Annotated in this window: 28 protein-coding genes; 8 read left to right on the forward strand and 20 right to left on the reverse strand. The window is 59.5% G+C overall.

Annotated elements, in window-relative coordinates; all coding sequences use genetic code 11:
- Nucleotides 1-8: 8 nt before the first annotated feature.
- On the forward strand, nt 9-1199 hold the full coding sequence (locus tag ACA049_RS22260) for an osmoprotectant NAGGN system M42 family peptidase (protein ID WP_109633769.1): 1191 nt from the start codon (nt 9-11) through the stop codon (nt 1197-1199).
- A gap of 193 nt (nt 1200-1392) precedes the next feature.
- Nucleotides 1393-1620: a YheU family protein gene (locus ACA049_RS22265; protein ID WP_010461751.1), complete on the forward strand. Its 228-nt coding sequence runs from the start codon at nt 1393-1395 to the stop codon at nt 1618-1620.
- A gap of 5 nt (nt 1621-1625) precedes the next feature.
- Here the strand turns inward: ACA049_RS22265 and csrA are convergent, their stop codons facing one another.
- From csrA to ACA049_RS22280, 3 genes are all read right to left on the reverse strand, one after another.
- Nucleotides 1626-1811, reverse strand: coding sequence for a carbon storage regulator CsrA (gene csrA / locus ACA049_RS22270; protein ID WP_497329891.1), 186 nt, complete (start codon nt 1809-1811; stop codon nt 1626-1628).
- 145 nt (nt 1812-1956) lie between these two features.
- Nucleotides 1957-2289 carry a YnfA family protein gene (locus ACA049_RS22275; RefSeq protein ID WP_403107395.1) on the reverse strand — a complete coding sequence of 111 codons (333 nt, stop codon included), beginning with the start codon at nt 2287-2289 and terminating at the stop codon, nt 1957-1959.
- Nucleotides 2290-2353: 64 nt separating this feature from the next.
- On the reverse strand, nt 2354-3169 hold the full coding sequence (locus ACA049_RS22280) for an SDR family oxidoreductase (RefSeq protein ID WP_497329893.1): 816 nt from the start codon (nt 3167-3169) through the stop codon (nt 2354-2356).
- Between the two features lie 279 nt (nt 3170-3448).
- On the opposite strand from ACA049_RS22280, the gene ACA049_RS22285 reads away from it, so the two are divergent.
- Nucleotides 3449-3607, forward strand: a complete 159-nt coding sequence (locus ACA049_RS22285) for a DUF3309 family protein (RefSeq protein WP_169858239.1) — start codon at nt 3449-3451, stop codon at nt 3605-3607.
- A gap of 60 nt (nt 3608-3667) precedes the next feature.
- Here ACA049_RS22285 and ACA049_RS22290 read toward each other — a convergent pair whose 3' ends face one another.
- The 10 genes from ACA049_RS22290 to ACA049_RS22335 form a co-directional block, all read right to left on the reverse strand.
- The gene (locus ACA049_RS22290) at nt 3668-5761 is read right to left on the reverse strand and encodes an LTA synthase family protein (protein ID WP_497329895.1); all 2094 of its coding nucleotides are present in this window, start codon (nt 5759-5761) and stop codon (nt 3668-3670) included.
- Between the two features lie 293 nt (nt 5762-6054).
- Nucleotides 6055-6660, reverse strand: coding sequence for an START domain-containing protein (locus ACA049_RS22295; RefSeq protein ID WP_497329897.1), 606 nt, complete (start codon nt 6658-6660; stop codon nt 6055-6057).
- Nucleotides 6661-6701: 41 nt separating this feature from the next.
- Nucleotides 6702-6956 carry a YkgJ family cysteine cluster protein gene (locus tag ACA049_RS22300; RefSeq protein ID WP_109633779.1) on the reverse strand — a complete coding sequence of 85 codons (255 nt, stop codon included), beginning with the start codon at nt 6954-6956 and terminating at the stop codon, nt 6702-6704.
- Nucleotides 6957-7122: 166 nt separating this feature from the next.
- Nucleotides 7123-7614, reverse strand: coding sequence for a translation initiation factor 2 (locus ACA049_RS22305; protein WP_497336946.1), 492 nt, complete (start codon nt 7612-7614; stop codon nt 7123-7125).
- A gap of 89 nt (nt 7615-7703) precedes the next feature.
- The gene (locus tag ACA049_RS22310; RefSeq protein ID WP_109633782.1) at nt 7704-9143 is read right to left on the reverse strand and encodes an aminotransferase-like domain-containing protein; all 1440 of its coding nucleotides are present in this window, start codon (nt 9141-9143) and stop codon (nt 7704-7706) included.
- Nucleotides 9144-9498: 355 nt separating this feature from the next.
- Complete coding sequence (locus tag ACA049_RS22315) at nt 9499-10311, reverse strand: OmpA family protein (RefSeq protein ID WP_497329899.1); 813 nt, start codon at nt 10309-10311, stop codon at nt 9499-9501.
- Nucleotides 10308-10664, reverse strand: coding sequence for a DUF4398 domain-containing protein (locus tag ACA049_RS22320; protein WP_109633786.1), 357 nt, complete (start codon nt 10662-10664; stop codon nt 10308-10310). Before ACA049_RS22320 ends, ACA049_RS22315 begins: the two co-directional genes overlap by 4 nt.
- A 9-nt stretch (nt 10665-10673) precedes the next feature.
- Nucleotides 10674-11510: a substrate-binding periplasmic protein gene (locus ACA049_RS22325; RefSeq protein ID WP_497329901.1), complete on the reverse strand. Its 837-nt coding sequence runs from the start codon at nt 11508-11510 to the stop codon at nt 10674-10676.
- A 219-nt stretch (nt 11511-11729) separates the two neighbouring features.
- A complete protein-coding gene (locus ACA049_RS22330; RefSeq protein ID WP_497329903.1) occupies nt 11730-12659 on the reverse strand; it encodes an electron transfer flavoprotein subunit alpha/FixB family protein in 930 nt (309 codons plus the stop codon).
- On the reverse strand, nt 12660-13409 hold the full coding sequence (locus ACA049_RS22335; RefSeq protein ID WP_105343061.1) for an electron transfer flavoprotein subunit beta/FixA family protein: 750 nt from the start codon (nt 13407-13409) through the stop codon (nt 12660-12662).
- Nucleotides 13410-13957: 548 nt separating this feature from the next.
- Between ACA049_RS22335 and ACA049_RS22340 the strand changes: the two genes are divergently transcribed.
- The gene (locus ACA049_RS22340) at nt 13958-15622 is read left to right on the forward strand and encodes an electron transfer flavoprotein-ubiquinone oxidoreductase (RefSeq protein ID WP_497329905.1); all 1665 of its coding nucleotides are present in this window, start codon (nt 13958-13960) and stop codon (nt 15620-15622) included.
- Between the two features lie 184 nt (nt 15623-15806).
- Here the strand turns inward: ACA049_RS22340 and ACA049_RS22345 are convergent, their stop codons facing one another.
- Entirely contained in the window at nt 15807-16697 is an 891-nt protein-coding gene (locus ACA049_RS22345) for an AraC family transcriptional regulator (RefSeq protein WP_497329907.1), read from the reverse strand.
- Between the two features lie 190 nt (nt 16698-16887).
- On the opposite strand from ACA049_RS22345, the gene ACA049_RS22350 reads away from it, so the two are divergent.
- The gene (locus tag ACA049_RS22350) at nt 16888-17940 is read left to right on the forward strand and encodes an NAD(P)-dependent alcohol dehydrogenase (RefSeq protein ID WP_497329909.1); all 1053 of its coding nucleotides are present in this window, start codon (nt 16888-16890) and stop codon (nt 17938-17940) included.
- Here ACA049_RS22350 and ACA049_RS22355 read toward each other — a convergent pair.
- From ACA049_RS22355 to ACA049_RS22380, 6 genes are all read right to left on the reverse strand, one after another.
- Complete coding sequence (locus ACA049_RS22355; RefSeq protein ID WP_497329911.1) at nt 17937-18740, reverse strand: IclR family transcriptional regulator; 804 nt, start codon at nt 18738-18740, stop codon at nt 17937-17939. The two genes, ACA049_RS22350 and ACA049_RS22355, sit on opposite strands and share 4 nt — an antisense overlap.
- 60 nt (nt 18741-18800) lie before the next feature.
- On the reverse strand, nt 18801-20111 hold the full coding sequence (locus ACA049_RS22360; RefSeq protein ID WP_010461785.1) for an MFS transporter: 1311 nt from the start codon (nt 20109-20111) through the stop codon (nt 18801-18803).
- A 172-nt stretch (nt 20112-20283) separates the two neighbouring features.
- A complete protein-coding gene (gene dgoD / locus ACA049_RS22365; RefSeq protein WP_008152275.1) occupies nt 20284-21432 on the reverse strand; it encodes a galactonate dehydratase in 1149 nt (382 codons plus the stop codon).
- Nucleotides 21433-21494: 62 nt separating this feature from the next.
- Nucleotides 21495-22115, reverse strand: a complete 621-nt coding sequence (locus ACA049_RS22370; protein ID WP_497329913.1) for a 2-dehydro-3-deoxy-6-phosphogalactonate aldolase — start codon at nt 22113-22115, stop codon at nt 21495-21497.
- Between the two features lie 19 nt (nt 22116-22134).
- A complete protein-coding gene (locus ACA049_RS22375; protein ID WP_497329915.1) occupies nt 22135-23127 on the reverse strand; it encodes a 2-dehydro-3-deoxygalactonokinase in 993 nt (330 codons plus the stop codon).
- 191 nt (nt 23128-23318) lie between these two features.
- Nucleotides 23319-23801 (reverse strand): GNAT family N-acetyltransferase, encoded by a 483-nt coding sequence (locus tag ACA049_RS22380; protein ID WP_010461803.1) that lies wholly within the window; start codon nt 23799-23801, stop codon nt 23319-23321.
- A gap of 163 nt (nt 23802-23964) precedes the next feature.
- Here ACA049_RS22380 and ACA049_RS22385 point away from each other — a divergent pair, with 163 nt between their 5' ends.
- The 3 genes from ACA049_RS22385 (at nt 23965) to ACA049_RS22395 (ending at nt 26356) form a co-directional block, all read left to right on the forward strand.
- Nucleotides 23965-24618, forward strand: a complete 654-nt coding sequence (locus tag ACA049_RS22385; protein WP_497329917.1) for an HD domain-containing protein — start codon at nt 23965-23967, stop codon at nt 24616-24618.
- 112 nt (nt 24619-24730) lie between these two features.
- On the forward strand, nt 24731-25936 hold the full coding sequence (locus ACA049_RS22390) for an MFS transporter (RefSeq protein ID WP_497329919.1): 1206 nt from the start codon (nt 24731-24733) through the stop codon (nt 25934-25936).
- An 84-nt stretch (nt 25937-26020) separates the two neighbouring features.
- On the forward strand, nt 26021-26356 hold the full coding sequence (locus ACA049_RS22395) for a hypothetical protein (protein WP_497329921.1): 336 nt from the start codon (nt 26021-26023) through the stop codon (nt 26354-26356).
- The last annotated feature ends 17 nt before the right edge of the window (nt 26357-26373 follow it).

Genomic DNA, 26373 nt, shown 5'->3' on the forward strand with positions numbered 1-26373 from the left:
GAGTTTCCATGACCAGCAAAATCCCGGAACCAGATCTCAACTACCTGCAAAAAGTCCTGCTGGAAATGCTCGCCATTCCCAGCCCGACCGGGTTTACCGACACCATCGTGCGCTATGTCGCCGAACGCCTCGAAGAGCTCGGCATTCCCTTCGAAATGACCCGGCGCGGCACCATCCGCGCCACGCTCAAGGGCAAGAAAAACAGCCCGGACCGAGCGGTCTCCGCTCACCTCGACACCATCGGCGCGGCGGTTCGCGCCGTGAAAGACAACGGCCGCCTGACCCTGGCCCCGGTCGGCTGCTGGTCCAGCCGTTTTGCCGAGGGCAGCCGCGTCAGCCTGTTCACCGACAACGGGGTGATTCGCGGCAGCGTGTTGCCGCTGATGGCTTCCGGGCACGCGTTCAATACCGCCGTGGATGAAATGCCGATCAGCTGGGATCACGTCGAATTGCGTCTGGACGCTTACTGCGCCACCCGCGCCGACTGCGACTCCCTGGGGATCAGCGTGGGCGATTTCGTCGCCTTCGACCCGTTGCCGGAGTTCACTGAAAGTGGCCACATCAGCGCTCGTCACCTTGACGACAAGGCCGGTGTTGCGGCGTTGCTGGCGGCGATGAAAGCGATCATCGACAGCGGTGAGGAGCTGATGATCGATTGTCACCCGCTGTTCACCATTACCGAGGAAACCGGCAGCGGCGCGGCGGCGGCCCTGCCCTGGGACGTCAGCGAGTTCGTCGGCATCGACATCGCGCCGGTCGCACCCGGCCAGCACTCCAGCGAACACGCGGTGAGCGTGGCGATGCAGGATTCCGGCGGGCCTTACGACTATCACCTGTCACGGCATTTGCTGAGACTGGCCAGTGAAAACGAGTTGCCGGTGCGCCGCGACCTGTTCCGCTATTACTTCAGCGATGCGCATTCGGCCGTCACCGCCGGGCACGACATCCGCACCGCCCTGCTCGCGTTCGGTTGCGATGCAACTCATGGTTACGAGCGTACGCACATCGACAGCCTGGCGGCCTTGAGCCGACTGCTCGGCGCCTACATTCTTAGCCCGCCGGTATTTGCCAGTGATGCCCAGCCGGCGAAGGGTTCGCTGGACCGGTTCAGTCATCAGATCGAGCATGACACGCAGATGGAAAGTGATACGCGGGTGCCGTCGGTGGATAGCCTCGTTGGGCAGCGAACAGATAGCTGACCCTGGCTTTTTCATCGTCTGAGGGATCCCTTTCGCGGGCAAGCCTCGCTCCTACAGGTTTCGCGCATCGACACATAACCTGTAGGAGCGAGGCTTGCCCGCGAAGGCGGTGGATCAGGCACAACACTAGCTGCGGGCTAGCCGCAACCGATCATTCGCCGTAGCATCGCGCCATTATTTAGCCGAGGTGCCTATGCTGATTCCCTACGACCAACTTGAAGTCGACACCCTGACCCGCCTGATCGAGGATTTCGTGACCCGCGACGGCACGGACAATGGTGACGACACGCCGCTGGAAACCCGCGTTTTGCGTGTTCGCCAGGCATTGACCAAAGGGCAGGCGCTGATTGTTTTCGATCCGGACAGCGAGCAATGCCAGTTGATGCTCAAGCATGATGTGCCCAAGCACCTGTTCGACTGAAGCGCTCACCGATCTTTGGTTTTGGCCAGTTTGATCTGGATGCGCTCATAGACCTCGGCTCGATGCACATTGACGTTCTGCGGCGCTTCGACGCCGAAGCGCACGCTGCCTCCGTTGACGGCGATGATGCGCACTGAAATGTTGTCACCGATGGAAATCATCTCGCCCACAACGCGACTGAGTACAAGCATGGCATTCATCCTTCAGGGTTACCGGCCCTTGAAGATGCCCGTCGCACCGTCGCGCTTCAATGCAATGTCGGCAATTCAGTCTTGCCCTACAACGCTGGACGATCCGCCCTTACGGAAACGTCTGACAAATCCTTTAAATGTCGCTTCAGGAAGCGGAGAAACGCGGGCCGAACAGAATCACGCTGGCCCCGATCACGCACAGCGCCACGCCCAACCAGTCCGAACCCAGGGGACGAATCCGCTCGACCACCGCCAGCCAGCCGATCGAGGCGACAATATAAATGCCGCCATAGGCGGCATAGGCGCGACCGGCGTAAGTCGCCTCGACGCGGGTCAGCAACAGCGCGAACAACGTCAGACTGAGCAGCGCCGGCACCACCCACCAAATGCTCTTGCCTTGGCGCAGCCACATCCAGAACGCGAAGCAGCCGGCGATTTCGAACAGCGCCGCGAGGAAAAACCACAGGTAATTGAGCATGCAGAGGTCTCGTGAGGATGGCCGGTTGCGGCCACCCTAACGACGGTGTTGCGCACGGGCAAGTTCAGCCTGCGTTTTGTTTGGCCTTGGCGCGCATTTTGTCGGCCATGGTGGTCATTTCGTTGTACAGCAGTTGCGGGTTTTTCTGCTTCAGCGCCCAGGCCATGCGGCCCTGCTCGTGGGGCAGGATCATGAATTCACCAGCGGCGACGTGCTCATAGATGTAATCGGCAATGTCGGTCGCGGTGATCGGTGAGCTTTCCAGCAATTTGCCGACCTGGGCTTTCATGGCCGGGGTCGGGCCACGGAAAGAGTCCAGCAAATTGGTCTGGAAGAACGACGGGCAGACCACATGCACGCCCACTTCCTGCTGCGCCAGTTCGACCAGCAGGCTTTCGGACAAGGCCACGACGCCGGCCTTGGCCACGTTGTAGTTGCTCATGGCCGGGCCTTGCATCAGGGCCGCCATGGAAGCGATGTTGATGATCTTGCCTTTGCTTTTTTCCAGCAGCGGCAGGAAGGCCTTGCAGCCCTTGACCACGCCCATCAGGTTGATTGCGATCTGCCAGTCCCAGTCTTCCAGGGACAGTTCACTGAAGAATCCGCCCGACGCCACGCCCGCGTTGTTGACGATGACATCGATGCCGCCAAGCTTCTCTTCGCACGCCTGGGCGAACGCCGTCAGCTGGCTGTAATCGCGCACATCGCAACGCTGGATGAAACCGTCGCCGCCCGCTTCACGAACCCGTTTCAGGGTTTCCTGCAGACCGGGCTCGCTGACATCCGACAAGGCCAGCTGCCAGCCTTCACGCGCCCAGCGCAGCGCGATTTCGCGACCCAGGCCTGAGCCCGCGCCAGTGATCATCATGCGATTTTGCATAGCAAACAGCCTTGTTGTTCCGGGGAAGATGCGTTGAGTGTAGCGAAGGACATTGCGCGACCCACGCTCCATCAGATTGCTGAATGGTCCGAGCAAACCGCTGGAGCGTGCGAATCAACTAACGCTGCAAAAAACGAAATAAGGCTTTCTTCGAAAAACATTAAAAAAACTTGGAATTTTCTGCCACGAGCAATAGTCGGATTTTGTAAGCAGCTCGGGTTTATTGCAGTCCAGCTGACAGTTAAAAGCTAGGTCATCCAGAACACTTCCAACAAGGAAATAGACATGGGCACAATTCTTATCGTAATTCTGATTCTCCTGCTGGTAGGTGGTTTGCCGGTCTTTCCACACTCCAGAAGTTGGGGTTATGGCCCGTCGGGTATCATCGGCGTGGTGTTGGTGGTGCTGTTGATTCTGCTGTTACTTGGCAAGATATAAAGATTTAACAGGCAAAAAAAAGAGGCCCTTGAAGGGCCTCTTTTTTATTGCGCGGAAAACTTAGTCCGGCTTGCCGTCAACCACACCGGCGGTGTTGTCGATCAGGCTCTTGGTGGCCGTCTGGATGAACGACTCTAGCTTTTGCTTGAGGGCCGCTTCGTCAGCCGACGCCGGAATCACTTCGCCTTTTGGATTGGCGCCCAGTTCGTACTGATACAGCTTGGGCGGCATTTCCTTAGGCAGTACCAACACACGGTCCGCGGTCAGCAGCGCTACGGTTTGATCGCTGCCCGAAGGCTTGATCACGCCGAAGCCCTTGTCGCCTTCCGGCAGGTTCAGCAAGTCACGGCCCCAGCACTGGTGAATCACGTCGCCACCGATACGACCCATGATGGTCGGCACGATGTCGATCTGAGTGCCCACGGTGTGGTCAACCTGGCCGAACTTGTCCTGCACGCCCGGCCCGATCAGCAGCATCGGTACGTTGAAGCGGCCCAGGTCCATTTCGGTGATCTGCTGCTCGTTGCCAAAACCGTGGTCGCCGACCACCACGAACAGGGTTTCCTTGAAGTACGGCTCTTTACGCGCCTTCTCGAAGAATTGACCCAGCGCCCAGTCGGAGTAGCGCATGGCGGTCAAATGTTCGTTGAGGCTGCCACGGTCGGTCACGCGCTCGACCGGCAATGGCGTCGGCAAGGCGTACGGCGTGTGGTTGGACAGGGTTTGCAGCAAGGCATAGAACGGTTTTTTGTCCTTGCCATCGCGGGCTTTCAACTCTTCCAGGCCGCGGTTGAACATGTCCTGGTCAGACACGCCCCAGGTCGGGTCGGAGAACACCGGGTTAACGAAGTCGTTACGCCCGATGAAGTTGGTCATGCCCTGGTTGCTGAAGAAACCCGACTGGTTGTCCCAGGCGAAGTCGCCGTTGTAGACGTACACATCGTCGTAGTCACGGGCGCTGAGCAACTGCGGCAGGCCGGACAGTTTGTGACTGCCTTCCGGGGTCTGCATCAGGTATTCGAAACCTGGCAGGTTCGGGAAACACGCCATGGTGGCAAACATGCCCTGGTGGGTGTGGGTGCCGTTGGAGAAGAAGCGGTCGAACAGCAGGCCTTCTTTCGACAGCTTGTCGAAGTACGGCGTGACGTTACCCGGACGGCCCAGCGCGCCCACCGAGTGACCGGCGAAGCTTTCCATCAGGATCACGACGACGTTCTTGATCGGCAGGGTCTTGTCGGCGGCCGGGGAATAGCTGCGACGCACGGCCGCGGTTTCGCCATCCACCAGTTTGTCGCTCGGGGTCAGCAACATATCGCGGACAGTCTGCTGAGCCACTGGCTGTTCCAGTGTGGCTTTCCAGATGTTGTCGCGGTCTTCGGACATCCGGCTCTTGGCCGCCGCGATCAGCGACAGCGTGCCGTTGAGGCCCAACTGGTTGGCGAAGTTCGAGTCGGTGGTGTAGACGTCGCCCCAACGCAACGGCGGGCCCTGGCGCAGAGTGCCACGAGCGGCAACCACGCAGACCAACAGGCAGACCACGAACACGACGCCTCGGGCATACCACGGGGCGATCTGGCGCGTGCCGATGCTGCCGCCGCTGAACGGACCGCGAGGACGGGTTGCACGGTCGGCGCCCTTGAAGGCGAGGGTCAGGATCAATGTGCCGAACGCCCAGGCCAGCAGGTAGCGAACCACAGGAAAACCGTACCAGAGCATGCTCATCACGGTTTTCGGGTCTTCCTTCACGTACTGGAAGACCAGGCCGTTGAGGCGCTGGTGGAACTCGCGGTAGAAATCCATCTCCATCAGGCCGAGGAACAGCGCGATGCTCGAAGCTATCGTCAGCCAGAAACGGAAGAACCCGCGAGCGGCCATGGCCCGGGCGCTGAACAGTGCCAGAATCAGCGGAATGCTGAGGTAGACCACCAGGCGCAGGTCGAAACGCAGGCCATTGGCGAACGCCTCGAGAAAGGTCGAGGCCGGTGTGTCGAGGATCATTTCGCGGTTGTAAACCAGCAGCGCGACGCGCAGCAGGCTGAACATGACCATCATGACCAAGGCACACAGCAGCGTGTAGGCCAGATGCGATTTGACGGTCGGTTGCAGCAGGCGACTAGAAGCTCGCTGCTGACTCAGGGCGTCCGGGTTTGCCATGTCGTTTTAGGACCCATTGGAAGTTGAAGTTTCAAAAGTGAAGCGGCGCCCTGCCCTCTGTTGGCCAGTTCTCGACCCCGGGGCTTGCGCGGTGCGCAAATGTTGCACGATCACCCGCAGCATTGCCATGAATTAGTGCCCGCAATGCTGACGCGGGCGAATTGTCTTGGAGGCATTGTGAAAATTTCGTGCAACGTATATCCGGAAACAAAATAAACCTGGGGGAGCGCATGACTCTATTGCCAGACAAAAACGCCCCGAAAGGTCGGGGCGTTTTATGAAACAGCGCGCGATTACTTCTCGGCGCGTTCTTTCAGGGCTTTGAGCGTGTTGAACGGCGCATCGACCACGAACTTGTTGGCGACCATCGACGGGATGCTGCCGCCTGGTTCGGTGTGTACCTGGTAGGTCACTTCAATCTGGTCACCCTTGGGGACGAACTTCCAGAAGCCATCGACCTTGGTCACGCGCACGAAACCCTTTTCCTCAGGAATGTACTTCGGCACGCCTTCGAGCTTGCGGGTCAGGCTGCCATCGGCGCCTTCGGTGGTGGTGATATGCAGCACCGAATCGCGCGGGGTCACCGGCCATGGCGTATTGAATTGGGTGTAGGTCCAGCTCTGATCGCCTTCGTGCTTGAGCAGCTTCTGGGCCTTGCACTCGTGAATCCACGCGCAGGCGCCTGCCACGTCTTCCTGCAGCGCGCGCAACTTGGCCATGGTGGTTTTCATCAGGGTCACGCCCTGGTAGGCCTTGTAATCGGAGCCGGCCACTTCACTCAGGGACACCTTGATGCCGTCTTCATTCTTGGCCACTTTCCAGTCTTCAGCCTGCGCGGCCGTGGTGGCCAGCAACACTGTCAAACCAAACAGCGCAGCCATACGATGCAGCGAACCCATAGTCTTATTCCTTGTTGTTGAAGTTCCGTTCGTAGAACACATCATGCAGCCGTCATTTGCTCCCACCATCCGAGCAACTTGATCGCTTCGTCACTGCTGCTTCCGCAGACTTCGACGTCGGCTTCAAACGCCGAACACACGGCAGGACGTTTCGGATCGCCGAAAATGCTGCACAGGTTATCGACAGACAGTTGTACGCAACGTTCGCCAGCGGCTTTGCCATTGGGCATGCCGGGAATCGGTGAACTGATGGAAGGGGCAATGCAACAGGCGCCACAGCCTTCACGGCATTTCATGACGACAAGCTCCTCGCGACGGGCGATGTGTTAATGGACGGGGCACAGAGTAACCGCTAAAACAGCTGTTTAAAATTACCTGGACCGGGGTTTTTGCACTCAAACGGATGTGACTGACCAGTCTCCGACAAAGCGTCTGGGCTGCGGGTCACGAATTGGCGCAGATTTACTGTTTGAACTCGAAATCCAGCGCGGCGCCTTCAACGTCGCGGCGCTCTTCATTGCGTAGTTGAAGCTGCATTTCGTTGTTGAGCAGTCGGCCATTGAGTTGAAACGGGCTGCTCTTGTCACCGAACATTTGCGGCAACACCGCATCGTGCTTGGGCAACGGCACCGTACCGACGGGTTTCAACTCTTCGACCAGATGTTCAGGCAGGCTCAGGTCGAGATCGGCGGAAGGGAGTTGGGTCTTCGCCACTTCACGGGCCGATTTTGACTTGGAGGCAATCGGCGGGCGTTTTTTTACCACCGCCGGTTTCTTTTTGACCGGGGCGGCGTTCTTTTTCACTGCTGCAGTTTTTTTGACGGGCGTTGGTTTTTTTGTCGTTTCTGCGCTGGCTGTCGGTTTTTCCTGAACGGAAGCCGCCATGACGCCTTGGGCATGAACGGTCACGAGGAGGCAGATCGATAGGCAGACGGCAGGAAAAATCGGTTTCATGGAACCAACGACGCTAACGGCAGAGGGCCATATGCTCGCCTGTTGTACGCAACATGACAAGCACGTGTACGAAACGACCAGCCGTTCTGTCAGAAACCGCTGGCCGTCTCCTGGCAAAGCTGCGTCGCCAACATCCCCAACGTCATCAATGCCCGCTCCGCTTCGCGATTCCACGGCGTGCCGCAGTTGAGGCGAATGCAGTGATTGAACTGCTCGGTGTTACTGAAAATCAGCCCCGGCGCGATACTGATGCCCTGCTGCAACGCCCGCACGTGCAATTCCTGAGTGTTGACCCGCCCCGGCAGACTGACCCACAGAATGAAGCCGCCCGTGGGCCGTGTCATCTGTGTACCTTCCGGGAAATACTGCTGCACCGCCAACTGGAAGGCACTGAGGTTCTTGCGGTATTCCTGGCGGATGTAGCGCAAGTGACGATCGTAACCGCCATTTTCCAGGTAGGCGGCGATGCCCATTTGCGTGACGCTGCACGCCGAATGCGTACTGAACGTCTGCAAACGCTGAATCTCTTGCTGGTATTTGCCGGCGATCATCCAGCCAATCCGCACGCCCGGTGACAGGGTCTTGGAGAAGCTCGAACAATAGATCACTCGATCCAGCCGGTCGTAGGCCTTAAGCGACTTGGTCCGGCCTTGCTCGAACATCAACTCGCCGTAGATATCGTCTTCGACAATCTGGATATCGAAATCCGAGGCCAGGCGCAGCAGTTGTTTCTGCCGCTCTTCGGGCATGGTGCCGCCCAGTGGATTGCTCAGACGCGTGGTCAGCACCAGCGCCTTGATCGACCATTGGTTGGCGGCCAATTGCAGGGCTTCGAGGCTCATGCCGGTCGCCGGGTCGCTGGGGATCTCGATGACTTTGAGGCCCAGCAAGTCGGCCAGTTGCAGCAAACCATAATAAGTCGGCGACTCGGCGGCGATCAGATCGCCCGGCCGGGTGAGCACGCGCAGTGACATCTGCAACGCATCGACACAGCCGTGGGTGATCACCACTTCGGAAGGATCGACCACCACGCCGGCATCACGCATGCGGATCGCCACCTGCCGGCGCAACGGTTCAAAACCGGGGCTGAACATGTAGCTGAAGGCACGCGGGCTATGGAAACGGGTGACTTTGGCCAATTGCTGATGCAAGGCGCGGACCGGCAGGTAATCGACGCTCGGCACCGCCGCGCCCAAGGGGAAAACACCCTCGCGACGGGATTCGACCAGCACTTGCTGAATGATGCTGCTGCGGGTGACCAGACCGGGCCGCTCGACCCGGGCGATGTCCGGCGTTGGCGCCGTCAGGGCCGGTGTCTGGTGCACGTAGTAACCCGACTGCGGTCGGGCGCGGATCAGCCCTTGATCCTCAAGATTGGCGTAAGCCTGCAAAACGGTCGCGTGGCTGACGTTCAGCTGCGAGCTCATCTTGCGCACCGAAGGCACGCGTTCCCCCGGTTGATAGACACCACGGCGGATGTCTTCGGCCAGTTGCTGAGCAATACGTTGGTAGAGCAAGAGATTGGTCATGACGCAGCACTCGATTTCACGGGCATTTTATTCTTGTGTGAAACAATACCGGAACAGTTTAGAAGTGTACTGGGACAGTTGCCACAATAGTCGACCGTACAGTGCAGTGTCAGCAAAAACTGTACTGCTTTTGAGGCATAAAAAACCCGGCGCTGACTGGCAGGCCGGGTTTTAAAAGCTGCGCGGAGCAGTGTAGGACTGTAGGAGCTGTCGAGTGAAACGAGGCTGCGATCTTTTGATCTTGCTTTTTTAAAGATCAAGATCAAAAGATCGCAGCCTCGTTTCACTCGACAGCTCCTACAGGATGGGGGCATTACCCGTTTTCGTTTGCCTGCCTCATCCAGTAACGCAGCCCTTAGCGGGCGGCGCCGAGCTGGCCTTTTTCGTCGGAGAACACAATTTCCACTCGACGGTTCTGCGCGCGACCACGCTCGGAAGCGTTCACGTCCACCGGGAATTCATCGCCGTAGCCTTCGACTTTGATGCGTTTGTCGTCGATACCCAAGTCCATCAGCACGTCCGCCACCGATTGTGCACGGTCACGGGACAGTTTGAGGTTGTCCTGTTTGCCGCCGGTGCTGTCGGTGTAGCCTTCGATGCGGACCACACGCTTGGGGTTGAGCTGCAGGAATTGCACGATCTTCAACACCACACGGTTCGCCGAATTCTTCAGCTCCGCTTCACCGGTGTCGAACAGCACATCGCCGAGTGTCATCACCAGACCACGGTCGGTCTGCGTGGTGGCCAGCGCAACGATCTGTTCTTCGAGCCACTTGCCCTGCTGCTGCACGCTGAGCAACTTGGACTCACGCAGAGCCAGTTGCAGGCGCTGACGCTCCAGTTCGAGCTTCGCCGCACGCTCTTCGTTGAGCACCTGATTGGTGTGTTCACGGGCGATTTCGCTGTAACGCTGGCTCAAGTAGGCGTAATGCACCACATCCGAGCCGCTGCCCCAGTAGCTGGACAGACGATCGGCGCGTGCCAGGGATTCACCGGCGCGGATCACGTCCTTGGGCGCGATTCGCAGCACGTTGGAGTCTTCCTTGACCTTCTGGAAGTCAGTCCCGGCTTGCTGCAACGCGGCCTCGCTGTGTTGGCCGGCGCAACCGTAAAGGCTCGCGCAACCGGCCAGGATCAAACCGCCGAGTAATTTGGACTTGAGGCTCATTGGGCATCTCCCAGTTGCTTGCGCAGGCGAGTGATGCGGGTATTGAGCACGTTCAACTGCTCCTCGCTCTTGAGGGTCAGCACCTTGGCTTCGGCCAGGCGAGCGTCCAGTTCGGCCTGTTCGGCCCGCATGCGCGCATGCCTGTAGGACTGATCCGTCATGTCGCCCTGGGCACGGGAAAACTTGTCTTCGGCCAGTTTCAGTTCTGGTACGTCGTCGACAGTGGCGCCCACGGCTTTGGCTTGTACGAGCGCCTGTTCGGTCAGGCGTATTTGTTCATTCGGCGCCGGATCGGCTGCACAACCCGCCAGAGCCAGAACGGCCAGGGCAGCGAAAAGAGGTCGAATACTCACTAAAAATCCCTACTGTTTTGGGGCACTGACAGGCTGTTGCTGCGGTTGTTGCTGCTGCGCTTTCCAACGCTCGATATTGCGTTGTAGCGCGATCTCCGTCAGTCCGGACGCGGGCAATTCTGTCATCTTTTTGGCCAGCTGTCCGCGCAACCACGGATCGTTGCAGGCGGAGTTATGGGAAACCGCGAGGAACAGGCCGGGTTTGTCGACCGGTTGCGGGCGAGCGATCAGGTCGTTGGCCATGCTCAGGGTTTGCGCGGCGGCCATACCCGAGTAGCGTCCAGCGAGGACAAATTCCACCTCGCCCAACAGCAATTTCTGAAAGGCCTGGGTCAGGTTCGGAGTACGCACGAGTGTCAATTGCTGCTCGGCGAAAGTGCCGAATGCCTGGGTCATTCGAGACTTTTCCGACACAGCACCGGGATGACCGTGAAGGTCTTGCGCTTCGTTATAGACCAGTGCCGAGTCTTTTCGAGTCCAGACCAAGTAGTCGTTTTCCAGCAGCGGCGGATGGATGTAATCCAGAGTGTCCAGCTCACTGACCGTCAACGGTGCGTCGGCCAGCATGTCCATGCGCCCGCTGCGCACTTCGTCCAGAGCCTGCGCACGTTTACCGGCGTAAAGCAGCTCGACCTTGATGCCCAACTCTCCCGCCACGTGTTGCAACAGATCAGCACTGGCGCCGATCAAATGCTTGGGATTTTGCGGGTCTTGCCACAGATACGGTGGCGCGTCTGGGCTGCCGGTCACCACCAGGCGCTCGCACTTGCCTGCGGCCACGGCCAGCGCAGGTAACGCCGTCAGCCCCAGCAATAGTGACCAGCCATATAGGCGGCGCAAATCCATGGCAACACTCTCCACTCAAACCCGGTTAAATCGACTGTACGAGCTGTGTAGGAGCTGTCGAGTGAAACGAGGCTGCGATCTTTTGATCTTGCTTTTAAAAAGATCAAGATCAAAAGATCGCAGCCTCGTTTCACTCGACAGCTCCTACAGGGCTCCTACGGAGGAACAAAAAAAAAGCCCGACCAAAAGGCCGGGCTCTTTATAAGTCAAGCGACTGGATTAGACCAGCTTCTCGAACTCGGGGATGGCTTCGAACAAGTCCGCCACCAGGCCGTAATCGGCCACCTGGAAGATCGGCGCTTCTTCGTCCTTGTTGATCGCAACGATCACTTTGGAGTCTTTCATGCCGGCCAGGTGCTGGATCGCGCCGGAAATACCGACGGCGATGTACAGCTGTGGAGCAACGATCTTGCCGGTCTGACCGACCTGCATGTCGTTGGGTACAAAACCTGCGTCGACCGCAGCGCGGGAAGCACCGACGGCAGCGCCCAGCTTGTCGGCCAGGGCGTACAGGTGTTTGAAGTTGTCGCCGTTCTGCATGCCGCGGCCGCCGGAAACGACGATCTTGGCAGCGGTCAGTTCTGGACGATCGGACTTGGCCAGTTCTTCGCCAACGAAGCTCGAAGTGCCAGCGTCGTGAGCAGCAGCCACTGCTTCAACAGCAGCAGAACCACCTTCAGCGGCAACCGGGTCGAAACCGGTGGCACGCACGGTGATCACTTTGACGGCAGCGTTCGATTGAACGGTAGCGATCGCGTTACCGGCGTAGATCGGGCGCTTGAAGGTGTCAGCGCTTTCGACCGAGATGATCTCGGAGATCTGGTCAACGTCCAGCGACGCGGCAACGCGCGGCAGGATGTTTTTGCCGTTGGAAGTGGCGGCAGCCAGGATGTGGCTGTAGCCCTTGCCAAGCTCGGCAACCAGAGGAGCGACGTTTTCCGGCAGCTGGTGAGCGTAGGCGGCGTTGTCGGCCACCAGCACTTTAGCCACGCCAGCAATTTTCGCTGCAGCTTCAGCCACGGCGCCAACGCCCTGGCCGGCAACCAGAACATGGATGTCACCGCCGATTTTGGCGGCAGCAGCCACAGTGTTCAGCGTGGCCGGGGCCACTACTTTGTTGTCGTGTTCAGCAATAACCAAGATAGTCATTTAGATTACCTTCGCTTCGTTTTTCAGTTTCTCGACCAGTTCAGCCACCGACTTGACCTTGATACCCGCGCTGCGTGCAGCAGGCGCTTCGACTTTCACGGTCTTGTTGGTGGAGGCGGTGGAAACGCCCAAAGCATCCGGAGTCAGCACTTCGAGAGGCTTCTTCTTGGCTTTCATGATGTTTGGCAGGGACGCGTAGCGCGGCTCGTTCAAACGCAGGTCGGTGGTGACGATGGCCGGCAGTTTCAGGGAAACTGTCTGCGCGCCGCCGTCGATTTCGCGGGTCACGGCAACGGTGTCGCCGGACACTTCGACTTTCGAAGCGAAGGTGCCCTGACCGTAGCCGCTCAATGCAGCGAGCATCTGGCCAGTCTGGTTGTTGTCGCTGTCGATGGCTTGTTTGCCAAGGATCACCAGCTGAGGCTGTTCCTTGTCGACAACAGCCTTGAGCAGCTTGGCAACGGCCAGAGAAGTCAGGTCTTCGGCGGATTCGACGAGGATGGCGCGGTCAGCACCCAGAGCCAGCGCGGTGCGCAGTTGCTCTTGAGCGGTGGACGGGCCGATGGAGACGACGACGATTTCAGTCGCAACGCCTTTCTCTTTCAGGCGTACGGCTTCTTCCACTGCGATTTCGCAGAACGGGTTCATCGACATCTTGACGTTGGCGAGGTCTACGCCGGAATTGTCCGCCTTGACGCGAACCTTGACGTTGTAATCCACAACGCGTTTGACAGCTACAAGAACCTTCATGGATTCCTCGTTACTCTCCGGTGAAAAGAAAGTCGCCTAGGCGAACCTGGCGGTTTGATGCTCATCGGCGCAAGGGCACCTCTAAAAACGCTGGCAGGTGTATCGGGTGAACTTTGCTCACGAGGTGGATGACCGTTCGTCAGTGGTGACCGACGAGTCATTCATTATCGCGGCGTGTAAACTGCGCGCCTAACCTGCGCAGCCAATCACCTTGTACTGCCATCGCCCTGTCTTTAGAGGTGCTCTTGATACCAACAGTCAGCCTACGGCGAGCGCAAAACCGACCGTATCTTGACCGGAACGCCTATTCCGGTCAATACGGCAAAATAGCCGTTCATAAGCCGCGTGACTTTGATTTCTCTGGCTTTGAGCCAATTCAAACAAACGTTTGTATTGGACGCTAGGAGTGGTGTAGATATAATGCGCCACCCAGAGAGAAAGGTGGTCAATCGATTGTCCTGTTCCGCGCGTTGCGAAGGAATTCATGGATGCGACACCAAACCTCCAATTAGAAAAAAAACTGTTGAGCCTTGAGTAGGAGATAGCCTGTGGAACGCGAATACATGGAATTCGACGTGGTCATCGTCGGTGCCGGCCCCGCGGGTCTTTCCGCCGCCTGCCGCTTGAAGCAGAAGGCTGCTGAAGCCGGCAAGGAAATCAGCGTCTGCGTGGTCGAAAAAGGCTCCGAGGTCGGTGCACACATCCTGTCCGGCGCGATCTTCGAACCCCGCGCCCTGAACGAATTGTTCCCGGACTGGAAAGAACTCGGCGCGCCGCTGAACACGCCAGTGACCCGCGACGACATCTTCGTCCTGAAAAACGCCGACAGCGCGCAAAAAATTCCTGACTTCTTTGTGCCCAAGACCATGCACAACGATGGCAACTACATCATCTCCCTGGGCAACCTGTGCCGCTGGCTGGCCCAGCAGGCCGAGAACCTGGGCGTAGAAATCTACCCGGGCTTCGCCGCTCAGGAAGCGCTGTTCGACGAGAACGGTGTGGTTCGCGGGATCATCACCGGCGACCTGGGCGTTGACCGTGAAGGTCACCCGAAAGAAGGCCTGTACACCCCGGGCATGGAACTGCGCGGCAAGTACACTTTGTTCGCCGAAGGTTGCCGTGGCCACATCGGCAAGCAGCTGATCAAGCGCTTCAACCTCGACAGCGAAGCCGACGCCCAGCACTACGGCATCGGCCTGAAAGAAATCTGGGAAGTCGATCCAGCCAAGCATCAGCCAGGCCTGGTGGTCCACACCGCCGGTTGGCCGATGGACATCATGGGCACCGAAAACACCGGCGGCTCGTTCCTCTATCACCTGGAAAACAACCAGGTGGTCGTCGGTCTGATCGTCGATCTTTCCTACAGCAACACCTACCTGTCGCCGTTCGACGAGTTCCAGCGCCTCAAGCATCACCCGGTACTCAAGCAGTACCTGGAAGGCGGCAAGCGCATCAGCTACGGCGCCCGCGCCATCTGCAAAGGCGGCCTGAACTCGCTGCCTAAAATGGTCTTCAAGGGCGGCGCGCTGATCGGTTGCGACCTCGGCACCCTGAACTTCGCCAAGATCAAAGGCAGCCACACCGCGATGAAGTCCGGCATGCTCGCCGCTGAATCCGTGGCCGAGGCGCTGTTCGCTGAAAAGGACGGCACTGAAGAGCTGACCACTTACGTCGACGCCTTCAAGAAGAGCTGGCTCTACGACGAACTGTTCGCCAGCCGCAACTTCGGCCCGGCGATCCACAAGTTCGGCGCCATTGTCGGCGGTGGTTTCAACTGGCTCGACCAGAACATCTTCGGCGGCAAACTGCCGTTCACCTTGCACGACAACAAGCCGGACTACGCGTGCCTCAAGCTCGCGGCCGACTGCAAGAAGATCGACTACCCGAAACCGGACGGCAAGATCAGCTTCGACAAACTCAGCTCGGTGTTCATCTCCGGTACCAACCACGAAGAAGAACAGCCGTGCCACCTGAAGCTGACCGATCCGAGCATTCCGATCGCCAAGAACCTGCCGTTGTACGATGAGCCTGCCCAACGTTACTGCCCGGCCGGCGTGTACGAAGTGGTGACCAAGGAAGACGGCGAGAAGCGCTTCCAGATCAACGCCCAGAACTGCGTTCACTGCAAGACCTGCGACATCAAGGACCCTGCACAGAACATCACCTGGGTGGCGCCGGAAGGTGCTGGCGGCCCGACTTACCCGAACATGTAAGCCGCACGCCTGAACATCAAGGCTCCCGGAATGGGGGCCTTTTTATTGCCCGCAATTTATAAAACACCGAAGGCCCCCTGTGGGAGCGGGCTTGCTCGCGAATGCGGTGTATCCGTCACCACCTGAGTCGACTGACACACCGCTTTCGCGAGCAAGCCCGCTCCCACAGGGGATTGTCGGTGGATCAGGCAGCGCGGTCATCCCCGGGACTGCGTTCGAAGTAGCGCTTATATTCGCGACTGAACTGCGACGTGCTCTGATACCCGACCCGATGCGCCGCCTGCGCCACACCCAACCCCTCGGCGAGCAACAACTGCTGCGCCTTGAGCAAGCGCAAGCGCTTCAAATACTGCACCGGCGACAACAACGTGCTGCGCTTGAAATGCTCATGAAAGGTCGACGCACTCATGTTCGCGCAACTGGCCAGGGTTTCCACATTCAACGGTTCGGTGAAATGCCCGTGCAGATGGTTGAGCGAAGCCGCAATCCGCGCGAACTGCCCCTGCTGTTCCACCAGCGCACGCAACACATCGGCTTGCGGACCGCGCAACGCGACGAACAACAATTCGCGCAAACGCGCCTGCCCCATGATCTGGCATTCCAGCGGATCGTGCAGGCAACGCAACAGCCGTTCCACGCAACCGCGCATTGCATCCTCGAGCACAGCCGACGTCATGGACTCCAGTGTTTGCGCAGGCACCGTGCGCCCCGGCACCAGCCCCATGGCCAACACCAATTCGCCGAGCAACACCCGATCAATGGCGATGGAAACACCCAGCATCGGCCCGTTCGGTGCCGAAAACGTTTCGCACTCAAACGGCACCGGCAATGCCTGAATCAGATAATGCCCGGCGCCGTACTCCAGCGTACGCGGCCCCAGATACGCCAGTTTGCTGCCCTGGGCGATGATCACCAGGCTTGGCTCGTAAATTTGCGGCCCTCGAGCCACATCACAACTGGCGCGCAAAACTTGCACACCCGGCAACGCCGTCGGGGCGAAACCATCGCGAGTGGTCAAAGGCTCAATCAGGGAAACCAGCGTGGCATTGGCGTCGAGATGACGGGTTAGCAACATAAGAATTCTTCACAAAAAAGTCGCGGAAAACGGGATGAAAGCATCATCGCAGGTCTGGTCGCCCATTTGATCAAACGAACGCTGATGCCGGAGGAATAGGCATGACACCCGGAGGAATCGCCATGGCCGGTGGCAGGCTCGGCGCCCAAAATGCGTCGCCTCACTTGTCACTGCTTCCGCGAGGTTCACCATGTACACCGCCATCGGATACGCCGCCCAGTCGGCCACCACTCCCCTCGCCCCCGTGAAATTCGAACGCCGCAGCCCAAGGGCAGACGACGTTGCGATCGACATTCTCTACTGCGGCGTCTGCCATTCCGACATCCACCAGGCCCGCAACGAGTGGGGCATTGCCGTTTACCCGTTGATGCCCGGCCACGAGATCGTCGGCAAAGTCACCGCCGTCGGTGCGAATGTTACCCGGCACAAAATCGGCGATCTGGTCGGCGTCGGTTGCATGGTCGATTCCTGCCGCAGCTGTGAAGCCTGCCAGTCCAACCTCGAGCAATATTGCCTCGAAGGTCCGACCATGACCTACGCCACCCCGGATCGGGTCGATGGCAGCAACACCATGGGCGGTTACTCTGACAGCATCGTGGTCAGCGAACACTTCGTCGTGCGAATTCCGGAAAAACTCGCCTTGGCCAGCGCTGCGCCGATTCTTTGCGCCGGCATCACCACTTACTCGCCGCTCAAGCACTACGGCGTGAAGGCTGGCGACAAGGTCGGGGTTCTGGGCATGGGCGGCCTCGGCCACATGGGCATCAAGTTCGCCAAGGCGATGGGCGCGGAAGTCACGCTGTTCACCCGCTCGGCGAGCAAGGCTGAAGAAGGACGTCGTCAGGGCGCGGACCACGTGATCGTGTCCACCGATGCCGAACAGATGAAGGCTGCTGCAGGCTATTTCGACTTCCTGCTGGACACCATTCCAGTGCAGCACGACCTCAACCCCTACCTCGACACCCTGCGTTTCGACGGCGTGCACATTCTGGTCGGGCTGATCGAACCGGTCGACCCACCGGTCCATGCCGGCAAACTGGTGATGAGCCGTCGTGTGTTGGCCGGTTCGCTGATCGGCGGCATTGCCGAAACCCAGGAAGTGCTGGATTTCTGCGCCGAGCACAACATCACCTGCGACATCGAAATGCTCGACATCCGTCAGATCAACGAGGCTTACGCCCGCATGATTGCCGGTGACGTGAAGTACCGTTTCGTGATCGACATGGCGACGCTGAAGATCTAAATCTTCGCGCCAAGTTCTGCCGAGAGCCGGGCCGTGACCCCTTTGATCAGGGGAATCAGCTCGGCCATTTTTTCCAGCGGCATGTACGGCACGGTGCTGGCGATGCTGATGCCAGCGACGATGCGCTTGCTGGCATCACGGATCGGCGCCGCCACACAGCGGATCGACGGCTCGTTGTCTTCCAGGTCGAAGGCGTAACCACCCGCTACATACTCAATCATGCGCTGCTGAAACTGCTCCCAGGACTGCTCCGGGTGCAGCGGCCAAAACTGATTTTTCCCACCCGCCGGCAGGCTGACTTCGTACAGCCGCTGCCATTCTTCCTGCGTGTCATCGAGCATCAGCGCCTTGCCGATCCCGGTGCGCGCCAATGGCATGCGATGGCCGACCCGCGAACGCATTTCCGGACCATTGCGCCCCGGATTCTTGTGCAGGTATAGCACCTCGTCGCCTTCACGAATCGCCAGGTGAATGGTGTCGCCGGTCAACGCCGACAACTCATCCAGATACGGCCCGGCCAGGGTCACCAGCGGCAGTTCTTCCCGCGCCTGGAAACCCAGCTCGATCAGCTTCGGCCCCAGCAAGTAACCGACTTGCGGCACCACGCGCAGGTAACGTTCGTCCACCAGGCAACTGGCCAGACGATGGGTGGTGCTGCGCGTCGTGCCGATGAGCCGGGCGATTTCCTTGAGATCGCGGGCGCCACTGGCCACGGCCTGAACCACACCCAGGCCACGAAGCAGTGTCTGGGTGCCGGTCGGCGCGGCGTCCTTGGCGATTTTTGGGTCGTCTTCCTGCATATCCAGCCTTTACCGTTGAGCGAGTGAACGGGCGGCATTATGGTCGCCCGATGGCTGCCACTACAACTTGATACGCTCGACCTTGCCCACCAGCAAGATGTAGGAAAGCGCGCCAATCAATGCCAGAACCGAGATGTAGGTGATCGCCGGGGCAAACGAATCGCCGGTCGCCAGGAAACCGATGACGATCGGCGTTGTAATCGCCGACAGGTTGCCGATGAAGTTGAACACCCCACCGGTCAATCCGAGCAACCGCGCCGGGGCCAGCGTTGACACCAGCGACCAGGTGATCGACGCCAGCCCGTTACCGAAGAACGCCAACGCAAGGAAGGCAATCACCAGCGGCGTCGATTCAACGAAATTGGCGCCGATGATCGAGGTGGAGATCAGCAAGCCGCCAATGATCGGCAATTTGCGTGCGAAGCCCACGGTGTAGCCGCGACGGATCAGGAAGTCGGAGAAGAACCCGGAACACAGCACGCCGATGAAGGCGGCGAGAAACGGCAGCGACGCCAACAGGCCGGACTTGATGAAGTCCATGCCGCGGTATTTCACGAGGTAGGTCGGGAACCACGTCAGGAAAAACCACAACGTCGAGTTGAGGCAGAACTGGCCGAGGTAGATGCCCCACAATTTGCGCTTGGTCAGCACGATGCCGAGGTCGGTCCAGCTGAATTTGGCTTTGACTTTGGCCTGTTCGGCCTGGATATCCACCAGCCCGCCACCTTCGCGGATCAGCTCGATTTCGGCGTCGTTGGCGCCTTTGAAATCTCGAGGCTCGCGATACACCGCGTACCAGATGACCGCCCAGAGAATGCCGACCGCACCGGTGCTGACGAACACCATGTGCCAACCAAACTCATGCTGCAGCCAGGCGAGTACCGGCGTCAGGAACGCCAGGCCGACGAACTGCCCGGAGGTGTAGAAACCGATGGCCGTGGCGCGTTCGCGCTCGGGGAACCAGGTGGTGACCACACGGCTGTTGATCGGGTACGCCGGCGCTTCCAGTGCACCCACTGCCATGCGCAAGACGAACAGCGCGATGAAGCTGGCGGCAAAACCGAGCATCACCGTGGCGATCGACCACAGCAGCAAGGCGACGCTGTAAAGGATGCGTGGCGGCACCCGATCCACCAGCCAGCCGCCGGGGATTTGCATGGCGGCGTAGGTCCAGCCGAACGCCGAGAAAATCAGCCCGACGTGGATCGGGTCGATGCCCAGTTCGCTGGTCAGCGCGGGGGCGGCGATGGACAGGTTGCTGCGGTCCAGATAGTTGATCACCACGGTGATAAACAGCAGCACCATGATGAAAAAACGCTTGCGGCTGGGCGCCACCAACGACGCCTGCCCGGTAAGGGTTTGCGGTTGCATGGGGAATGCCTCTTCTTATGTTTATTGAGGTCAATATTAAGACTTGCGCGAATCCCTTGTGGGAGCGGGCTTGCTCGCGAATGCGGTGTGTCAGCCGACATCAATGTTGAATGATGGGCCGCATTCGCGAGCAAGCCCGCTCCCACAGGGATTGAGGTGAGTCAGGAGGAACTCACCACTCCGCAAAACTGCCATCGGCATGGCGCCAGATCGGGTTGCGCCAGCGGTGGCCGACAGCCGCACGCTCGATCACGTATTCCTCATTGATCTCGATGCCCAGGCCCGGGCCATTCGGGATTTTCACGAAGCCTTTGTCGTAGTCGAACACCCGCGGATCTTTCACGTAATCGAGCAGGTCGTTGCTCTCGTTGTAATGAATGCCCAGGCTCTGCTCCTGGATGAACGCGTTGTAGCAAACCGCGTCCAGCTGCAGGCACGCCGCCAAGGCAATCGGGCCCAACGGACAATGTAGCGCCAGCGCCACGTCGTAGGCTTCGGCCATGTTGGCGATCTTGCGGGTTTCGGTGATGCCGCCGGCGTGGGACGCGTCCGGCTGGATGATGTCGACGTAACCTTCGCTCAGCACACGCTTGAAATCCCAGCGCGAGAACAAGCGCTCGCCGAGGGCAATCGGGGTGCTGGTCAGCGGCGCCAGTTCCTTCAGCGCTTCGTAGTTTTCGCTGAGTACCGGCTCTTCGATGAACATCAGTTTGTACGGGTCGAGTTCCTTCATCAGCACCTTGGCCATGGGTTTGTGCACCCGGCCATGGAAGTCGACACCGATGCCGACGTTCGGGCCCACCGCGTCACGCACGGCGGCGACGTTGGCCAGGGCCAGGTCGACTTTCTCGAAGGAATCGAGGAATTGCAGCTCTTCGGTGCCGTTCATTTTCACCGCGGTGAAACCACGCTCGACCGCTTCTTTCGCCGCACGAGCGGTGTCCGCCGGGCGGTCGCCGCCGATCCACGAATAGACGCGAATCTTGTCGCGTACCTGGCCACCGAGCAGGTCGCTGACCGACACGCCCAAAGCCTTGCCCTTGATGTCCCACAACGCCTGATCGATACCGGCCAGCGCGCTCATGTGGATCGCGCCGCCACGGTAGAAGCCACCGCGGTACAGCACGGTCCAGATGTCTTCGATGTTGCGTGGGTCTTTGCCGATCAGGTAGTCGGACAATTCTTCAACGGCAGCCGCCACGGTGTGCGCGCGGCCTTCGACCACGGGCTCGCCCCAGCCGGTCACGCCCTCGTCGGTTTCGACCTTGAGGAAGCACCAGCGTGGCGGAACGATGAAGGTGGTGAGTTTGGTAATTTTCATCTTGTGCTCTCTTTTTATAAGTGCAGCTCTTATAGATGTAGCGCGCTCGGCGCCAGAAAGTCTTAACGCAGAGCGTTCCATGCAGCGACATACGCCTTGGCGTTTACGGCCACTTCCTCAGGCGTCATGCCCGGTTTGAACAACCCGGAACCGAGGCCGAAGCCTTTGACCCCGGCGTCGATAAACACCTGCATGTTGTCCGGTGTGATCCCACCGACCGGCGCCAGAATCGTTCCCGCAGGCAGCACCGCGAGCCAGGCTTTGACGACTGCCGGCCCCATCTGCTCGGCCGGGAACATCTTCAGAACATCCGCCCCTTCGGCCAGTGCGGCGAAAGCCTCAGTCGGCGTGGCAACGCCCGGCGACAGAAACAGCCCCGCCGCTTTTGCTGCGCGTAACACTTTGGGATCGCTGTGCGGCATGACAATTACCTGCCCGCCCGCCGCCTTCACTTGCTCGACCTGCTCCGGCGTCAGCACCGTGCCTGCGCCGATCAGGCAATCGGCGGGCAACGTACTGCGCAGGATGCGGATACTTTCGTACGGCTCAGGGGAATTGAGCGGCACTTCGATGACGCGAAATCCGGCGGCGTATAGGACCTCACCGATGGCGGCCGCTTCTTGCGGGTGCAGGCCACGCAGGATCGCGATCAGACCGTTTTGCGCCAGTGCTTGCTTGAGCATGTCAGACCTCCAGTCAGGTTTAACGGGGTGGGTGTGCGGCGATCAGTCCGGCGGCGACCGCCAACTGCCACAACCCGCGTTCGGTGGCTTGTTCGGCCAGGGTCACGCGGGCAAAACCGCAGGCGTCGAGGGCCCGGCTGTAGCGCGCGCAGAGTTGGGAATTACCAATGAGGATGATCGACGGCAGATGAACGCTGTTGCGTCGGCGCCGCTGAACGTTCGCCAACGCTGACAACTCATGGCCGATCAACAGGCCGGACAAGTAATCCGGTTGCGCGGTCGCGCTGAGTTCGCCCGTCAACCCGAGGCTGCGGGCACTGAACAATGTCGACAGCGGCCCGATCTCGCCCTCCGCCGACAGCGCCACTTGCACACCGCGATCAAACGCCTGGCCATCGAAGGACGCGCCCTTTTGCTGGGTGCGCCCCAGAATGCTGTGTTCGCTGAGCACGGCGAAAATTTCGCCGGTCATGAAGGTGTCGAAATGCACGATGCAACCGCCGGCCACTTCCACCCATTTCGAATGACTGCCCGGCAGGCCGATCAACAGATCACGGCCCTGCTCGATCGGCAGATTCTGCAGGACACCAAGCACCTGGGTTTCTTCGCCGCGCATCACGTTCGGCAAGCGCGAACGCTGAATCACGCCCGGCACGATGTGCACATCGACACCGCGAAGACTACGAATGGTTTGTAGGGAAGTTCCGAGATTGGCGACGTTTGCCGGTGTGTCGCAGTAGGCCGCTTCGCGCCAGCCCTGTGCGCTGCCGACCATGCCACAGGCAATCACCGGCAAATCCGGCTGCGCGTCGAGCCAGTCACCGCACGCCTCGTCGAAGGCCAGTTCAAAACCGTCAGCACATGCCTGACCGTTGATGATTCGCGGCGTCCGGGGCAACTGCATGATCCCGGACGACAGCGACCGCTGTTCCAGCACCTGGCCACCCGCAGCGAGTTTGTAAGCACGTAATGAGGTCGTCCCCCAATCGAGCGCGATCAATTGCGCCAGCATCGCTTCACCTGTTTTGTTTATTGGCAGTGAGTGAGCTGGACTATAAACCCGGACGTGGATAAATCTCAATATATAAATATCATTCCCATATATTGGGATTGACTCAAAAAAATATCGCGACCTTCGACGCCCCCTGCCGATCGAGTCAGGAGCCGTCGAAGGCTGCGATATTTAACGAGCCTTGCCGGAGATCAACTCCCCTCGGCAAATTCGCGCAACACCTTCCCATCCATCCGATACCGCACCCACTCTTCCTGCGGCTGCGCACCCAGCGACTTGTAAAATTCGATCGCCGGTTTGTTCCAGTCCAGCACGCTCCACTCGAAGCGTCCGCAATCATTGGCGCAGGCGATTTTGGCGAGGTGGCGCAGCAAGGTTTTACCGGCGCCGCCACCGCGCTGTTGGGGGGTGATGTAGAGGTCTTCGAGGTACAGGCAGTTGCTGCCGAGCCAGGTTGAATAGCTGAAGAAGAACACCGCGAAGCCGATCGGCAGGCCGTCACGCAGGCAGATCAGGCCGTGGGCGGTGGCGCCTTCGCTGAACAGGCTGCGTTCGATGTCGGCGACGCTGGCGATGACTTCGTGGCGGGCACGTTCGTAGTCGGCCAGTTCAGTGATGAACCCGAGGATTTGCGGTGCATCGCTGGGGGTCGCCGGGCGGATCTCGATCGTCATGGACGGGCCTTTGTCGAAAGTTGAAAACGCCATACTAAGTCGGCGCGTGGCGCTCGTCATACTGGAAATTCAAAGCTGATCCATGGAGCATGTGTAGCCGCTGCTCGGCAGCTGCTAATGGTTGCGTTGCTGACAAGTACGTTTTTCACTTAACAGGATGTTTATGACCACTGATGCTTTTGCGCCGCTGCAAACGCTCGCCGCTGAGCTGCTCCCCCATGCGCTGGAACCCTCGGAGGATGGCGCTCACGATCTGTCCCATCTGCAGCGGGTGTGGCACAACGTGCGCACGCTTCATGCTGAAGAAGGAGGCGATCTCGACGTGTTGCTGGCGGCGGTGCTTTTGCATGACTGCGTGGCGGTGGAGAAGAATTCGCCGCTTCGTTCACAGGCTTCACGACTGGCCGCCGAGAAGGCGTCTGCCGTGCTGGCCGACATGAATTGGCCAAGCACAAAAATCAAAGCGGTCGCCCATGCCATCGAAGCCCACAGCTTCTCCGCCAACATCACACCGACCTCGCTCGAAGCGAAGATCATGCAGGACGCCGACCGCCTCGACTCCCTCGGCATGCTTGGCGTAGCGCGCACGTTTTACATCGCCGGGCGCATGGGCAGCGCGTTGTACGACCCGCAAGACCCGGAAGCGAGAGCGCGGGACTACGATGACAAGCGCTTTTGCCTCGATCATTTCCAGACCAAGCTGCTGCACCTGGCGGACGGTTTCCAGACGATGACCGGCCAACGTCTGGCGCGCACCAGGCATGAGCGCTTGAAGGGTTTCATGGAGTTGTTCAAGGAAGAAATCGGCATACCCTGAGCGCATTACTCCGGCCCGCACTAACCCTGGCATCGATAACCTCGGACCTAACAATGTCGATGTGCGTGGTAGATAGAGGGGGAACACCTTTATCGGGTCAAGGAACCGCGTCATGTCTACCGCACCGCCCCACGTCTCAAGCAGGTTGTTCGGCCTGTTTTGCCTCGCCAGTTATTTGCTGTCGCTGTCCTATGGCTCGACGTTTTTGTTGTCACTGTTGATCGGCTCACGGGGCGGCAACGAACACGATGCCGGCAGTGTGATTTCGGCGGCGATGCTCAGTACGTTTGCGGCGGTGATTGTCTCCGGGCACCTGTCTGATCTGCTCGGCGCGGCGCGTTCGATTGCGCTGTTTGGTGTGCTGTTGGTGGCAGCCAGTCTGGGCTTCGCGGTGACGCCTGGCTTCGGCAATCTGTTGCTGTTTTTCGGACTGCTGCTGGGGCTGGGTTGGGGCGTGTTCTACACCTTGGGACCGATTATCGTGGCGAGCCTGGTGACGCCCGCCCAACGCGCAAAGTACTTCGCGCTGCTGTCCGGCAGCATGATGACCGGGATCGGCAGCGGTCCGTTGTTGGGGCGTGCAGCCAGTGCGCTCGGCTATCCGGTGACCGCAGCGTTTTACCTGTCGGCGCTGGCCAGTCTGATCGGCGTGTTGCTGTTTTGGCGGCTGGATACTCAGCTGAAAAAAGCGCCCTCGCCTGCCACCACCGTCGCGCGTATTTCCTGGCGCGCCACCGTTCGGGTGCTGTCGTCCAAAGCACTGTTCCCGATCATCATGGTCGGCCTCGGTGGGTGCGTGTTCGGTGGCCTGTCGAGCTTTCAAACCAGTTACGCAGCGTCTCGCTCGCTGGATTACTCGCTGTTCTTTTTCGGTTTCATGGGCGCAGCGATCAGCAGCCGAATGTTGATTGCCGGTTTCGTGGTCAAGCGCGATCCGTTGCGCGCATCCTGCCTGCTGTCGGGGCTGATGATGGGCTCGATTGTGCTGTTCGGTTTCGTGGTCGACAGTGGGTTCAGCTATGTGCTGGCGGCGATGATGCTCGGGATCGGTTACGGGCTGACGTACTCGGTGATCAATGGCCTGGCGGCGAACGAAGCGCCGCACGGCACCACGTCGCAATCGTTGTTGCTGTTCAGCCTGTCGTACTTCATCGGCGTGTTCGGCTTTCCGTTGCTGGCCGGGAAGATCATCGTCGAACACGGAATGACGACACTTCTGCTCACAGTTCTCGCCGTAGCGCTGTTGAACTGGCTGATCACCGTAGGCCGCCTGATCTGGCGCCGGGTCGTCAGCGCCAGATCGCTTCAGCAAGCTTGAACCGTTCGTCGTTCATCAGGCACCAATCCAAATCGGAGGCGGACCAACATCAGGTAAGGACTCTAATTGAATGGAGACGACACCATGATCACGTCCCGCTTGACTGCCTTCGCTCTTGCCACGCTGTTGTCCTCTGCCGCGTTCGCGGCGACCACCGCCACCGGGACCGGCCCGACCAACCCGGTTGAAGGTCCAAAATCCCCGACCACCCAAGGCTCGCCCGGCATGAACACCAATGGCTCGGGCGTCGACAGCGTGCCTGCGTCCACGGGCACCGACCCACGGATTCAAGGCAACGATGCGGGCCGTCAAGGGGGAATGAACCAGCCGGACACCCAGACACCCGATAACGCAGGCGCCGGCATCGGCTCGAAAACCACCACGGGTGGCTCGGGCTCCGAAGGCGGTGCCAGCCAATAGTTCGCCCATGCGAGTTA

The organism is Pseudomonas sp. LBUM1662 (genome assembly GCF_059695915.1).

Coding starts and splice junctions, on each gene's coding strand:
- ACA049_RS22260 (WP_109633769.1), top strand. CDS start 9: ATGACCAGCAAAATCCCGGAACCAGATCTCAACTACCTGCAAAAAGTC.
- ACA049_RS22265 (WP_010461751.1), top strand. CDS start 1,393: ATGCTGATTCCCTACGACCAACTTGAAGTCGACACCCTGACCCGCCTG.
- csrA (WP_497329891.1), bottom strand. CDS start 1,811: ATGCTTGTACTCAGTCGCGTTGTGGGCGAGATGATTTCCATCGGTGAC.
- ACA049_RS22275 (WP_403107395.1), bottom strand. CDS start 2,289: ATGCTCAATTACCTGTGGTTTTTCCTCGCGGCGCTGTTCGAAATCGCC.
- ACA049_RS22280 (WP_497329893.1), bottom strand. CDS start 3,169: ATGCAAAATCGCATGATGATCACTGGCGCGGGCTCAGGCCTGGGTCGC.
- ACA049_RS22290 (WP_497329895.1), bottom strand. CDS start 5,761: ATGGCAAACCCGGACGCCCTGAGTCAGCAGCGAGCTTCTAGTCGCCTG.
- ACA049_RS22295 (WP_497329897.1), bottom strand. CDS start 6,660: ATGGGTTCGCTGCATCGTATGGCTGCGCTGTTTGGTTTGACAGTGTTG.
- ACA049_RS22300 (WP_109633779.1), bottom strand. CDS start 6,956: ATGAAATGCCGTGAAGGCTGTGGCGCCTGTTGCATTGCCCCTTCCATC.
- ACA049_RS22305 (WP_497336946.1), bottom strand. CDS start 7,614: ATGAAACCGATTTTTCCTGCCGTCTGCCTATCGATCTGCCTCCTCGTG.
- ACA049_RS22310 (WP_109633782.1), bottom strand. CDS start 9,143: ATGACCAATCTCTTGCTCTACCAACGTATTGCTCAGCAACTGGCCGAA.
- ACA049_RS22315 (WP_497329899.1), bottom strand. CDS start 10,311: ATGAGCCTCAAGTCCAAATTACTCGGCGGTTTGATCCTGGCCGGTTGC.
- ACA049_RS22325 (WP_497329901.1), bottom strand. CDS start 11,510: ATGGATTTGCGCCGCCTATATGGCTGGTCACTATTGCTGGGGCTGACG.
- ACA049_RS22330 (WP_497329903.1), bottom strand. CDS start 12,659: ATGACTATCTTGGTTATTGCTGAACACGACAACAAAGTAGTGGCCCCG.
- ACA049_RS22335 (WP_105343061.1), bottom strand. CDS start 13,409: ATGAAGGTTCTTGTAGCTGTCAAACGCGTTGTGGATTACAACGTCAAG.
- ACA049_RS22345 (WP_497329907.1), bottom strand. CDS start 16,697: ATGTTGCTAACCCGTCATCTCGACGCCAATGCCACGCTGGTTTCCCTG.
- ACA049_RS22350 (WP_497329909.1), top strand. CDS start 16,888: ATGTACACCGCCATCGGATACGCCGCCCAGTCGGCCACCACTCCCCTC.
- ACA049_RS22355 (WP_497329911.1), bottom strand. CDS start 18,740: ATGCAGGAAGACGACCCAAAAATCGCCAAGGACGCCGCGCCGACCGGC.
- ACA049_RS22360 (WP_010461785.1), bottom strand. CDS start 20,111: ATGCAACCGCAAACCCTTACCGGGCAGGCGTCGTTGGTGGCGCCCAGC.
- dgoD (WP_008152275.1), bottom strand. CDS start 21,432: ATGAAAATTACCAAACTCACCACCTTCATCGTTCCGCCACGCTGGTGC.
- ACA049_RS22370 (WP_497329913.1), bottom strand. CDS start 22,115: ATGCTCAAGCAAGCACTGGCGCAAAACGGTCTGATCGCGATCCTGCGT.
- ACA049_RS22375 (WP_497329915.1), bottom strand. CDS start 23,127: ATGCTGGCGCAATTGATCGCGCTCGATTGGGGGACGACCTCATTACGT.
- ACA049_RS22380 (WP_010461803.1), bottom strand. CDS start 23,801: ATGACGATCGAGATCCGCCCGGCGACCCCCAGCGATGCACCGCAAATC.
- ACA049_RS22385 (WP_497329917.1), top strand. CDS start 23,965: ATGACCACTGATGCTTTTGCGCCGCTGCAAACGCTCGCCGCTGAGCTG.
- ACA049_RS22390 (WP_497329919.1), top strand. CDS start 24,731: ATGTCTACCGCACCGCCCCACGTCTCAAGCAGGTTGTTCGGCCTGTTT.
- ACA049_RS22395 (WP_497329921.1), top strand. CDS start 26,021: ATGATCACGTCCCGCTTGACTGCCTTCGCTCTTGCCACGCTGTTGTCC.